The sequence below is a fragment of the Methylobacterium sp. Leaf112 genome (assembly GCF_001423295.1).
In the GTDB taxonomy this organism is placed as follows: Bacteria; Pseudomonadota; Alphaproteobacteria; order Rhizobiales; family Beijerinckiaceae; genus Methylobacterium.
Window position 1 is genome coordinate 20,937 of sequence record NZ_LMNG01000018.1, and the last position, 10,060, is coordinate 30,996.

A 10,060-nucleotide genomic window follows, 5' to 3' on the forward strand; every position below is an offset into this window, starting at 1 on the left:
GGCCGGCCCTTACTTCTTCTTGCCTTCCTTGCGGAAGATGAACTCACCCGCGTACTTCACGCCCTTGCCCTTGTAGGGCTCGGGACTGCGATAGTCGCGGATCTCGGCTGCCACCTGGCCGACCACCTGCCGGTCGATGCCGGAGATGACGATTTCGGTGGGCTTCGGCACCGCGATCGTGATCCCGACGGGGATCTCGTACTCGATGTCGTGGCTGTAGCCGAGCGAGAGCTTGAGTGCCTTGCCGGCCATCGCCGCGCGGTAACCCACGCCGGTGATCTCGAGCTTCTTCTCGAAGCCCTTGGAGACGCCCTCGACGAGGTTCGCCACCTGAGCACGAGAGGTGCCCCACAGCGAGCGGGCCTCCTTGGTCTGGTTTCGGGGCTGCACCGAGACGGCGCCGTCCTCGAACTTCACGTCGACCACGTTGGGAACGACGTACTGGAGCTCGCCCTTGGAGCCCTTCATCTTAACCGTCTGACCGGTCACCGTGGCCGTCACACCGGACGGGACGGGAACGGGCTTCTTGCCTACGCGAGACATCGCCTTATTCCTCCAAGTCCAGGATCAGAACACCTTGCAGAGCACTTCGCCGCCGACGTTGCGCTCGCGCGCCTCGTGGTCGGCCATGACGCCCTGCGGGGTGGACACGATGGTGACGCCGAGACCATCGGCGACACGCGGCAGCTCGCCGACCGACGAGTAGACGCGGCGGCCGGGCTTCGACACGCGCTGGATCGAGCGGATGACGGGCTGGCCGTCGTAGTACTTCAGCTCGATGGCGAACTCGGTGCGGCCGTTGCCGTAATCCGTGGTCGCGTAGTCACGGATGTAGCCCTCGGACTTGAGGACGTCGAGCACGCTGGCACGCAGGCGCGAACCGGGCGTCTGGACGACGTTGCGGCGGCGCTGCTGACCGTTGCGGATGCGGGTGAGCATATCACCCACGGGATCGTTGACCATGGTGGTTGCTCCTTACCAGCTCGACTTGACGAGACCGGGGATCAGACCCTGGTTGCCGAGTTCGCGCAGCGCGATGCGCGAGATGCCCATCTTGCGATAGAAGGCGCGCGGACGGCCAGTGATGCCGCAACGGTTGCGGACGCGGGTGGGCGACGAATTGCGGGGCAGTTCCGCGAGCTTGAGGCGCGCCTCGAAGCGCTCCTCCATTTCGAGGGACTGATCGTTCGCCGTCGCCAGCAGGGCTTTGCGCTTGGGAGCATAGAGCTTGACCAGCGCTTCGCGGTGCTTGTTCTTCTCGATGGAGCTTTTCTTTGCCATTTCTCTCTCCGGTGTCCGCGTATGAGACCTAAGCAGGCCTCACTGCCGGAACGGGAATCGGAACTGCGTGAGGAGCGCACGCGCCTCAGCATCGGTGCGGGCCGTCGTCTGGATGACGATGTCCATGCCCCAGGTGGCCTCGGCCTTGTCGTACGAGATCTCCGGGAACACGAGGTGCTCCTTGAGGCCGAGCGCGTAGTTGCCGTTGCCGTCGAACGAGCGGGGGTTCAGGCCGCGGAAGTCACGCACGCGGGGAAGCGCGATGGTGACGAGGCGGTCCATGAACTCGTACATGCGCTGGCGGCGCAGGGTCACCTTGCAGCCGATGGGCATGCCCTCGCGGACCTTGAAGGTCGCGATGGCCTTGCGGGCCTTGGTGATGACCGGCTTCTGACCGGCGATGAGGGCCAGATCGCCGGCGGCGACGGAGGCCTTCTTCGAATCAGCGGTGGACTCGCCGACACCCATGTTGATGACGATCTTGGAGATCGTCGGCACCTGCATCGGGTTGGCGTAGCCGAACTCTTCGATCAGCTTCTGACGAACGACTTCGTCGTAATGCTTGCGCAGGCGCGGGACGTACCCGTCAATGTTCTTCTCAGCCATCGATCTGGTCCCCCGTGGTCTTGGCGAAGCGAACCTTGCGGCCGTCTTCGAGGATGCGGAAACCCACGCGAGTCGGCTTGCCGTTCGCGTCCTGCAACGCGAGATTCGAGAGCTGGATCGCAGCTTCCTTGGAGACGATGCCGCCTTCCTGGTTCTGCGTCTGCTTCTGATGCTTCTTGACCAGGTTGATGCCACGCACGAAGGCGCGGTCTTCCTTGGGGAGCACCTGGGTGACCTCGCCGGAGCGACCCTTGTCGCGACCGTTGAGAACGACGACCGTGTCGCCCTTCTTGACCTTAGCGGCCATTACAGCACCTCCGGCGCGAGCGAGATGATCTTCATGTGGTTGCGGGCGCGAAGCTCGCGCGGCACCGGTCCGAAGATGCGGGTGCCGATCGGCTCTTTCTGATTGTTGATCAGAACGGCGGCGTTCTTGTCGAAGCGGATCACCGAACCGTCGGGACGCTTCACTTCCTTGGCGGTGCGCACGACGACGGCCTTCATGACGTCGCCCTTCTTGACGCGACCCCGGGGAATCGCTTCCTTGACCGAGACCACGATGATGTCGCCGACACCGGCGTATTTACGCTTCGACCCGCCCAGAACCTTGATGCACATCACACGGCGTGCACCCGAGTTGTCGGCGACGTCCAGATTCGTCTGCATCTGGATCACGGGCAGTGACCTTTCTTTGTTTCAGGCGGGTTTCCGCACGCGGACGGTATTGTCCGGCGGACGACGCCTGAGGGGGATCTGATGTCCCCGGCTCATATGACGAACCGCGCTATCGGTGCTTTCACACCGGCGCGGTCACCGCGTTCGAAAGGTGCGAGCACCTCTCTCAACTGTCGCGAAGGCATGCCCAATACATCAGCCGGCTTGCCGGTGCAAGGCCCGTCGCAGGAACCGCCCGAGAAACCGCCCCGCCGGCGATCCACAATGCCGTGGCCGGAACCCGGACGCCCAGGAACCCGAAGCAACCGTCCCGAACAGGATCCACTGTGGGTCGCGGACCCTGAGAGGGTTTGCACGGATGCCGAACGCATCGCCCGGCTCGCTCGTCACATCGCGTCCGAGCCGCGTTCGGCCTACCGGGCGCCTACAAGGACGCAGTATCGGTCCGGGCGCGGATCACGACCACGGCCTCGCGGACATCGTCGATTCGGTGGAGCCCTACGGCAGCATCATGGCCGGCGATTGGTGAAGGTGGCTTAGCGGGAGAAGCCAGCCGCGGCCGCTACGACGGCGCTTGATACGGTGTCCGCCCGATCACCTCGGATCGAGCGGGCGCGACTGGCTCCCTCTCCTGGAAGGTGTGAGGACCCGCGTTTCACCGCGTCACCGAACGGATCAGCCGGAAACCATATGAGGCACCCTGATCCGGCGCCGTCTCGGACGGCCGAGAGGATCCCCGGGTTCGTGCGGACGACGCAGGCGTTCAAGGCATCCCGTTGCGGAACCCTCTCTCCGCCGGGCACAAAAAAACGGGCGCAGAAACCTGCGCCCGTTTTTGGTCGGTCCTGACGACGGGGTCACGCCTCGGCGGCGGGAACCTCGGACGCGGCGCCGGAGATCAGCTGCCAGGTCTTGGTCTTCGAGAACGGACGGCATTCCTCGATCGACACGGTCTGGCCGACCTTGGCCACGTTGCCTTCGTCGTGGGCGTGATAGTTCTTCGAACGACGGACGGTCTTCTTCATCACCGGATGGGTGAAGCGACGCTCCACCTTCACGACGACGGTCTTCTCGCCCTTGTCGCTGACGACGACGCCCTGCAATACGCGCTTCGGCATGGTGTACTCCTCAAGCCTGCGCGGACTTCAGCGTCTTCTGACGCTGAAGTGTACGGACGCGGGCGATATCGCGGCGGACTTCGCGGACCCGCGCGACGTTCTCGAGCTGGCCGGTGGCACCCTGGAAGCGCAGGTTGAACTGCTCCTTCTTCAGGTTCAGCAGCTCATCGCTCAGCTGATCGGGCGACAGGGCGGCGAGATCCGACTGTCTCTGTGACGACTTCATGATCCCCTCCCCTCAGTCAGCGATGCGCTGAACGACGCGCGTGCGGATCGGGAGTTTGGCCGCGCCGAGGCGCAGGGCCTCCTTCGCGACGTCCTCGGCCACGCCGTCGACTTCGAACATGATACGACCGGGATGCACGCGGGCAGCCCAGAATTCGGGAGCACCCTTACCGGAGCCCATGCGGACTTCGGTGGGCTTGGCCGTGACCGGAACATCCGGGAAGATCCGGATCCAGACGCGGCCCTGACGCTTCATCTCGCGGGTGATCGCGCGGCGGGCCGCCTCGATCTGCCGCGCGGTGATGCGCTCGGGCTCGACGGCCTTCAAGCCGAAGGTCCCGAAGTTGAGGTCGAAGCCGCCCTTGGCCGCACCGTGGATGCGACCCTTGAACTGCTTACGGAACCTGGTCTTCTTGGGTTGCAACATGGCAGCCTCTCAACACCTTTCTAGGGCGACGGGGTCACGAACACGCCGTTAGGCGTGCTCGCGCCGGCCGCGCTCGCGGCCACCCTCGCCATCGCGCTCGCGACGGCCGCCCGAACGGCCACCCTCTTCCTGCGCCTTCTTATCCTGTGCCATCGGGTCGTGCTCGAGGATCTCGCCCTTGAACACCCAGACCTTGATCCCGCACGTCCCGTAGGTCGTGAAGGCGGTGGCGACACCGTAATCGACATCCGCCCGGAGGGTATGCAGGGGAACGCGGCCCTCGCGGTACCACTCCTGGCGGGCGATCTCGGCACCACCGAGACGACCGGAGCAATTGATCCGGATGCCCTCGGCGCCGAGACGCATGGCCGACTGCACGGCACGCTTCATGGCGCGACGGAAGGCGACACGGCGCTCGAGCTGCTGGGCGATCGAGTCGGCCACAAGGGTGGCGTCGATCTCGGGCTTGCGCACCTCGACGATGTTGATCGTCACGTCGGCCTTGGTCAGGGTGCCGACGAGCTTGCGGAGCTTCTCGATGTCCGCGCCCTTCTTGCCGATCACCACGCCCGGACGACCCGAGTGGATGGTGACGCGGCATTTCCGGTGCGGACGCTCGATGACGATCTTCGAGACGGCAGCCTGCTTCAGCTGCTTCATGAGGGCGGCACGGATCGCGACGTCCTCGTGCATGAGCTTGGCGTATTCACCCTTCTGGGCGAACCAGCGGGAGTCCCAGGTCCGGTTGATACCGAGCCGCAGACCGATCGGATTGACTTTCTGGCCCATCAGGTCCTCCTCACGCCGCTTCGGCGGTCGGGACTTCGCGCACCACGATGGTGAGGTTCGCGAAAGGCTTCAGGATGCGGGCGCCGCGGCCGCGGGCACGAGCGTGGAAGCGCTTGAGCACGAGGGCCTTTCCGACGAACGCCTGGGCGACGATGAGATCATCGACGTCCAGATTGTGGTTGTTCTCGGCGTTGGCGATGGCGCTCTCGAGGCACTTCTTGACCTCGCGGGCGATCCGCTTGCGGGAGAATTCGAGATCGGCGAGGGCCGACTCGACCTTCTTGCCGCGAATGAGCTGCGCGACGAGATTGAGCTTCTGGGGGCTGACGCGCAGCATGCGCGCGACGGCCTGAGCCTCGTTCTCGGGGAGCGCGCGGGGAGTGGCGGGCTTGCCCATGATCAGCGCCTCTTCGACTTCTTGTCGGCTGCGTGACCGTGGAAGGTACGGGTCGGCGAGAATTCACCGAACTTATGACCGACCATTTCCTCGGACACGTAGACCGGGATGTGCTTCTGCCCGTTGTGCACACCGAAGGTGAGCCCGACGAACTGCGGCAGGATCGTGGAGCGGCGGCTCCAGATCTTGATGACTTCGTTGCGGCTGGATCCGCGCGCGGTCTCAGCCTTCTTGAGGAGGTAGCCGTCGATGAACGGCCCCTTCCAGAGCGAGCGTGCCATGATGGTTACTTCTTGCGGTTGTGACGGCTGGACAGGATGAAGACGTCGGTCCGCTTGTTCGAGCGGGTCTTCTTCCCCTTCGTGGGAACGCCCCAGGGCGTGACCGGGTTACGGCCGCCGGACGTGCGTCCCTCACCGCCGCCGTGCGGGTGATCGACCGGGTTCATGGCGACACCACGAACGTGCGGGCGCCTGCCGAGCCAGCGGTTACGACCCGCCTTGCCGAGCGAGATGTTCATATGGTCCGGGTTCGACACCGCGCCGACGCTGGCGAAGCACTGACCGTGGACCAGGCGCTGCTCGCCCGAGTTCAGGCGCAGGGTGACGTAGCCCTGGTCGCGCCCGACGATCTGAGCGTAGTTGCCGGCGGAGCGGGCGATCGCGCCGCCTTTGCCGATCTTCAGCTCGACGTTGTGGACGATGGTGCCGACCGGCATGTTGCCGACGGGGCCGGCATTGCCCGGCTTGATGTCGACCTGCTCGGCCGCGATCACCTTGTCACCCGGCGAGAGACGCTGGGGCGCGATGATGTAGCTCTGCGTGCCGTCCGGAAAGGCGATCAGCGCGATGAACGCCGTGCGGTTCGGATCGTACTCGATCCGCTCGACGGTGGCGCTCACACCCATCTGAACGCGACGCTTGAAGTCGACGTTGCGCAGGGTGCGCTTGTGACCGCCGCCACGGAAGCGGACGGTGATGCGGCCGAGGTTGTTGCGGCCGCCGGACGACGACTTGCCCTCGGTGAGCTTCTTGACCGGCTTGCCCTTGTAGAGCTCACGGCGGTCGACGAGCACGAGCTGGCGAAGGCTCGGCGTGACCGGTTTGAATGTCTTCAAGGCCATCGGTGGTAATCCTTAACCCGACTTGTCTCAGAGGCCGGTCGTGACATCGATCGTCTCACCCTCGGCGAGGGTCACGATCGCTTTTTTCACGTCCGAGCGCTGTCCGCGAAGCCCGCGGAATATTTTCTTCTTGCCCTTGGTCACGAGCGTGTTCACGCCCGTCACCTTGACGTCGAACAGCTTCTCGACCGCTTCCTTGATCTGCGGCTTCGTCGCCTTCGGGGCAACCCGGAAAACGACCTTGTTCTGTTCGGTGAGGTTCGTCGCCTTCTCGGTGATGACCGGGGAGACGATGATGTCGTAGTGGCGCGGATCAGCACTCATTTGAAACGCGCCTCCAGCGCATCGATCGCTGCGCGCGTCAGCACGAGCTTTTCGCGACGCAGGATGTCGTAGACGTTGATGCCCTGGATCGGAAGCACGTCGATCATCGGGATGTTCCGGGCGGCGCGACCGAAGTTCACGTCAACCTCGGACCCGCTGATGAACAGCGCGCTCGACAGACCCATCTTCTCGAAGCGGGCGGCGAGGTTCTTGGTCTTGCCGTCCTCGAGCTTCACGTCGTCGATGACGATGAGGGTCGAATCCTTCACCTTCGCCGAAAGGGCATGCTTGAGGGCCAGGGCGCGGACCTTCTTGGGCAGGTCGTGGGCATGGGAGCGCACGACCGGTCCGAAGGCGCGTCCACCGCCGCGGAACTGCGGAGCGGAGGCGGCGCCGTGGCGAGCGTTACCGGTGCCCTTCTGCTTGTACAGCTTCTTGCGGGTCCGGTTGACGTCCGAGCGGTTCTTGACCGCATGGGTGCCGGCCTGACGCTTGGCGAGCTGCCAGCGCACCATGCGCTGGAGCAGGTCCACGCGGGGCTCGAGACCGAAGATGGTCTCGTCGAGCTCGACGGAGCCGGCTCCGGCGCCGTCGAGGGTGGTGATATCGAGCTTCATCACGCGTTCTCCTCGGAAGCGGGAGCCTCGGGAGCCGGGGCGTCGGAGACGGGCGAAGCGCCGAGCTCACGGAACTTGCCAGGCTGCGGAACGTCCGCGGGGAGCTTGCGCTTCACCGCGTCGCGAATCTGGATCCAGCCGCCGGCGACGCCGGGAACCGCACCCTCGACCAGGATCAGGCCACGCTCGACGTCCGTGCGGACGACGCGCAGGTTCTGGGTGGTCACCCGATCGACGCCCATGTGACCGGGCATCTTCTTGTTCTTGAAGGTCTTGCCGGGGTCCTGACGGCCACCGGTCGAACCGATCGAGCGGTGCGACACGGACACGCCGTGGGTCGCGCGCAGACCACCGAAGTTCCAACGCTTCATACCACCGGCGAAACCCTTGCCCGTGGTGGTGCCCGTCACGTCGACGAACTGGCCCGGGATGAAATGGTCGGCGGTGATCTCGGCGCCGACCGGGATCAGCTTGTCTTCTGACACGCGGAACTCGGCGAGCTTCTGCTTGGGCTCGACCTTGGCGACCGCGAACCGGCCGCGCTCGGCAGCCGACACGTTCTTCACCTTGGCCTTGCCGACGCCGACCTGAAGGGCGACGTAACCGTTCTTCTCGACGGTACGGTGGGCAACCACCTGGCATTGATCGATTTTAAGCACTGTGACCGGAACATGTTCGCCTGCATCCGTAAAGATGCGGGTCATGCCGACCTTCTGTGCAATGACGCCTGAGCGCATAGGTGTCTCCCCTCGCGCGATTTACGGTAAGCTCTAAATCCCCGCGGGACTTAGAGCTTGATCTCCACGTCCACGCCGGCGGCGAGGTCGAGCTTCATGAGCGCGTCCACGGTCTGCGGCGTCGGATCGACGATATCGAGGACGCGCTTGTGGGTGCGCATCTCGAACTGCTCGCGCGACTTCTTGTCGATGTGCGGCGAGCGGTTGACGGTGAACTTCTCGATATGCGTCGGTAGCGGGATCGGACCACGGATGGTGGCACCGGTGCGCTTGGCCGTCGAGACGATCTCGCGGGTCGATGCATCGAGGATCCGATGATCGAACGCCTTGAGGCGGATACGAATATTCTGACCGTTCATGACCTAAACCTTGGCGGGGCGATATCGGGGCGGGCGCGAGGACCCGCCCCTCTGTCGTTCCCTGCAGACGTGACCGTGGGACGGAAGACTACTCGTTGATGGCGGCGACGACGCCTGCGCCGACGGTGCGGCCGCCTTCACGGATGGCGAAGCGCAGCTTCTCTTCCATGGCCACCGGCACGATGAGACTACTCGTTGATGGCGGCGACGACGCCTGCGCCGACGGTGCGGCCGCCTTCACGGATGGCGAAGCGCAGCTTCTCTTCCATGGCCACCGGCACGATGAGGGTGACGTCCATGGTCACGCTGTCGCCGGGCATCACCATCTCGGTGCCCTCGGGGAGAACGCACACGCCGGTCACGTCCGTGGTGCGGAAGTAGAACTGCGGGCGGTAGTTGGTGAAGAACGGCGTGTGGCGGCCGCCCTCCTCCTTGGTGAGGATGTAGGCCTCGGCCTTGAACTTGGTGTGGGGCTTGACCGAGCCGGGCTTGCACACGACCTGGCCGCGCTCGACGTCCTCGCGCTTGGTGCCGCGCAGGAGCACGCCGACGTTGTCGCCGGCCTGGCCCTGGTCGAGGAGCTTGCGGAACATCTCGACGCCCGTGACCGTCGTGGTCTGGGTGTCGCGGATGCCCACGATCTCCACGGTCTCGCCGACCTTGACGATGCCGCGCTCGACGCGACCCGTCACCACCGTGCCGCGGCCCGAGATCGAGAACACGTCCTCGATGGGCATCAGGAACGGCTTGTCGATCGGACGCTCCGGCTGCGGGATGTAGTCGTCCACGGTCTTCATCAGGGCGATGACGGCGTCGTGGCCGACGGCCTTGTCGCCGTTGTCGAGGGCCACCTTGGCCGAACCCTTGGTGATCGGGATGTCGTCGCCGGGGAAGTCGTACTTGGAGAGGAGCTCGCGCACCTCCATCTCGACGAGCTCGAGGAGCTCCTCGTCGTCGACGAGGTCGACCTTGTTGAGGAACACCACCAGGGCCGGCACGCCGACCTGGCGGGCGAGCAGGATGTGCTCGCGGGTCTGCGGCATCGGGCCGTCGGCGGCCGACACCACCAGGATCGCGCCGTCCATCTGCGCCGCACCCGTGATCATGTTCTTCACGTAGTCGGCGTGGCCCGGGCAATCGACGTGGGCGTAGTGGCGGTTGGCGGTCTCGTACTCGACGTGCGCCGTCGAGATCGTGATGCCGCGGGCCTTCTCCTCCGGCGCCTTGTCGATCTGGTCGTAGGCCGTGAACGTCGCACCGCCCGACTCGGCCAGGACCTTCGTGATCGCCGCCGTCAGCGACGTCTTGCCGTGGTCCACGTGACCGATCGTGCCAATGTTGCAGTGCGGCTTCGTACGAGCGAATTTCTCTTTGGCCATCGT

At 65.0% G+C, this 10,060-nt stretch carries 18 protein-coding genes and 1 pseudogene; all 19 read right to left on the reverse strand.

Going from position 1 to position 10,060, the window contains the following annotated elements:
* Positions 1–9: 9 nt before the first annotated feature.
* A complete protein-coding gene (gene rplF, locus ASF52_RS09880; RefSeq protein ID WP_056171338.1) occupies positions 10–543 on the reverse strand; it encodes a 50S ribosomal protein L6 in 534 nt (177 codons plus the stop codon).
* 24 nt (positions 544–567) lie between these two features.
* On the reverse strand, positions 568–963 hold the full coding sequence (rpsH, locus tag ASF52_RS09885) for a 30S ribosomal protein S8 (protein WP_055881679.1): 396 nt from the start codon (positions 961–963) through the stop codon (positions 568–570).
* A gap of 12 nt (positions 964–975) precedes the next feature.
* On the reverse strand, positions 976–1,281 hold the full coding sequence (rpsN, locus tag ASF52_RS09890) for a 30S ribosomal protein S14 (protein WP_056171340.1): 306 nt from the start codon (positions 1,279–1,281) through the stop codon (positions 976–978).
* A 39-nt stretch (positions 1,282–1,320) separates the two neighbouring features.
* Positions 1,321–1,887, reverse strand: a complete 567-nt coding sequence (gene rplE / locus ASF52_RS09895) for a 50S ribosomal protein L5 (RefSeq protein ID WP_056171342.1) — start codon at positions 1,885–1,887, stop codon at positions 1,321–1,323.
* Positions 1,880–2,194, reverse strand: a complete 315-nt coding sequence (gene rplX, locus ASF52_RS09900) for a 50S ribosomal protein L24 (protein WP_056171344.1) — start codon at positions 2,192–2,194, stop codon at positions 1,880–1,882. The genes rplE and rplX overlap by 8 nt, the downstream gene beginning before the upstream one ends.
* Complete coding sequence (gene rplN, locus ASF52_RS09905) at positions 2,194–2,562, reverse strand: 50S ribosomal protein L14 (protein WP_055949294.1); 369 nt, start codon at positions 2,560–2,562, stop codon at positions 2,194–2,196. Before rplN ends, rplX begins: the two co-directional genes overlap by 1 nt.
* Positions 2,563–3,419: 857 nt before the next feature.
* Positions 3,420–3,680: a 30S ribosomal protein S17 gene (rpsQ, locus tag ASF52_RS09910; RefSeq protein ID WP_056171346.1), complete on the reverse strand. Its 261-nt coding sequence runs from the start codon at positions 3,678–3,680 to the stop codon at positions 3,420–3,422.
* A gap of 10 nt (positions 3,681–3,690) precedes the next feature.
* Positions 3,691–3,906 (reverse strand): 50S ribosomal protein L29, encoded by a 216-nt coding sequence (rpmC, locus tag ASF52_RS09915; RefSeq protein WP_056171348.1) that lies wholly within the window; start codon positions 3,904–3,906, stop codon positions 3,691–3,693.
* A gap of 12 nt (positions 3,907–3,918) precedes the next feature.
* Positions 3,919–4,332 (reverse strand): 50S ribosomal protein L16, encoded by a 414-nt coding sequence (gene rplP, locus ASF52_RS09920; protein WP_055949287.1) that lies wholly within the window; start codon positions 4,330–4,332, stop codon positions 3,919–3,921.
* A 48-nt stretch (positions 4,333–4,380) separates the two neighbouring features.
* Positions 4,381–5,121 (reverse strand): 30S ribosomal protein S3, encoded by a 741-nt coding sequence (gene rpsC / locus ASF52_RS09925; RefSeq protein WP_055949284.1) that lies wholly within the window; start codon positions 5,119–5,121, stop codon positions 4,381–4,383.
* 10 nt (positions 5,122–5,131) lie between these two features.
* Positions 5,132–5,518 (reverse strand): 50S ribosomal protein L22, encoded by a 387-nt coding sequence (gene rplV / locus ASF52_RS09930; protein ID WP_056091586.1) that lies wholly within the window; start codon positions 5,516–5,518, stop codon positions 5,132–5,134.
* A gap of 2 nt (positions 5,519–5,520) precedes the next feature.
* A complete protein-coding gene (rpsS, locus tag ASF52_RS09935; RefSeq protein ID WP_056091583.1) occupies positions 5,521–5,799 on the reverse strand; it encodes a 30S ribosomal protein S19 in 279 nt (92 codons plus the stop codon).
* 5 nt (positions 5,800–5,804) lie between these two features.
* Positions 5,805–6,641 carry a 50S ribosomal protein L2 gene (gene rplB, locus ASF52_RS09940; RefSeq protein ID WP_056171350.1) on the reverse strand — a complete coding sequence of 279 codons (837 nt, stop codon included), beginning with the start codon at positions 6,639–6,641 and terminating at the stop codon, positions 5,805–5,807.
* 27 nt (positions 6,642–6,668) lie between these two features.
* Positions 6,669–6,965 carry a 50S ribosomal protein L23 gene (locus ASF52_RS09945; RefSeq protein WP_056091577.1) on the reverse strand — a complete coding sequence of 99 codons (297 nt, stop codon included), beginning with the start codon at positions 6,963–6,965 and terminating at the stop codon, positions 6,669–6,671.
* Positions 6,962–7,582 carry a 50S ribosomal protein L4 gene (gene rplD / locus ASF52_RS09950; protein WP_056171353.1) on the reverse strand — a complete coding sequence of 207 codons (621 nt, stop codon included), beginning with the start codon at positions 7,580–7,582 and terminating at the stop codon, positions 6,962–6,964. The genes ASF52_RS09945 and rplD overlap by 4 nt, the downstream gene beginning before the upstream one ends.
* A complete protein-coding gene (gene rplC, locus ASF52_RS09955; RefSeq protein WP_056171354.1) occupies positions 7,582–8,319 on the reverse strand; it encodes a 50S ribosomal protein L3 in 738 nt (245 codons plus the stop codon). The genes rplD and rplC overlap by 1 nt, the downstream gene beginning before the upstream one ends.
* Positions 8,320–8,369: 50 nt before the next feature.
* Positions 8,370–8,678, reverse strand: a complete 309-nt coding sequence (gene rpsJ, locus ASF52_RS09960; protein ID WP_018044230.1) for a 30S ribosomal protein S10 — start codon at positions 8,676–8,678, stop codon at positions 8,370–8,372.
* 88 nt (positions 8,679–8,766) lie between these two features.
* Positions 8,767–8,868 (reverse strand): annotated as a pseudogene (locus ASF52_RS23465) (EF-Tu/IF-2/RF-3 family GTPase); the annotation flags it as partial.
* Complete coding sequence (gene tuf / locus ASF52_RS09965) at positions 8,867–10,057, reverse strand: elongation factor Tu (protein WP_056171356.1); 1,191 nt, start codon at positions 10,055–10,057, stop codon at positions 8,867–8,869. The gene tuf and the pseudogene ASF52_RS23465, both read right to left, overlap by 2 nt.
* Between the last annotated feature and the right edge of the window lie 3 nt (positions 10,058–10,060).

Coding starts and splice junctions, on each gene's coding strand:
- rplF (WP_056171338.1), bottom strand. CDS start 543: ATGTCTCGCGTAGGCAAGAAGCCCGTTCCCGTCCCGTCCGGTGTGACG.
- rpsH (WP_055881679.1), bottom strand. CDS start 963: ATGGTCAACGATCCCGTGGGTGATATGCTCACCCGCATCCGCAACGGT.
- rpsN (WP_056171340.1), bottom strand. CDS start 1,281: ATGGCAAAGAAAAGCTCCATCGAGAAGAACAAGCACCGCGAAGCGCTG.
- rplE (WP_056171342.1), bottom strand. CDS start 1,887: ATGGCTGAGAAGAACATTGACGGGTACGTCCCGCGCCTGCGCAAGCAT.
- rplX (WP_056171344.1), bottom strand. CDS start 2,194: ATGGCCGCTAAGGTCAAGAAGGGCGACACGGTCGTCGTTCTCAACGGT.
- rpsQ (WP_056171346.1), bottom strand. CDS start 3,680: ATGCCGAAGCGCGTATTGCAGGGCGTCGTCGTCAGCGACAAGGGCGAG.
- rpmC (WP_056171348.1), bottom strand. CDS start 3,906: ATGAAGTCGTCACAGAGACAGTCGGATCTCGCCGCCCTGTCGCCCGAT.
- rplP (WP_055949287.1), bottom strand. CDS start 4,332: ATGTTGCAACCCAAGAAGACCAGGTTCCGTAAGCAGTTCAAGGGTCGC.
- rpsC (WP_055949284.1), bottom strand. CDS start 5,121: ATGGGCCAGAAAGTCAATCCGATCGGTCTGCGGCTCGGTATCAACCGG.
- rplV (WP_056091586.1), bottom strand. CDS start 5,518: ATGGGCAAGCCCGCCACTCCCCGCGCGCTCCCCGAGAACGAGGCTCAG.
- rpsS (WP_056091583.1), bottom strand. CDS start 5,799: ATGGCACGCTCGCTCTGGAAGGGGCCGTTCATCGACGGCTACCTCCTC.
- rplB (WP_056171350.1), bottom strand. CDS start 6,641: ATGGCCTTGAAGACATTCAAACCGGTCACGCCGAGCCTTCGCCAGCTC.
- ASF52_RS09945 (WP_056091577.1), bottom strand. CDS start 6,965: ATGAGTGCTGATCCGCGCCACTACGACATCATCGTCTCCCCGGTCATC.
- rplD (WP_056171353.1), bottom strand. CDS start 7,582: ATGAAGCTCGATATCACCACCCTCGACGGCGCCGGAGCCGGCTCCGTC.
- rplC (WP_056171354.1), bottom strand. CDS start 8,319: ATGCGCTCAGGCGTCATTGCACAGAAGGTCGGCATGACCCGCATCTTT.
- rpsJ (WP_018044230.1), bottom strand. CDS start 8,678: ATGAACGGTCAGAATATTCGTATCCGCCTCAAGGCGTTCGATCATCGG.
- tuf (WP_056171356.1), bottom strand. CDS start 10,057: ATGGCCAAAGAGAAATTCGCTCGTACGAAGCCGCACTGCAACATTGGC.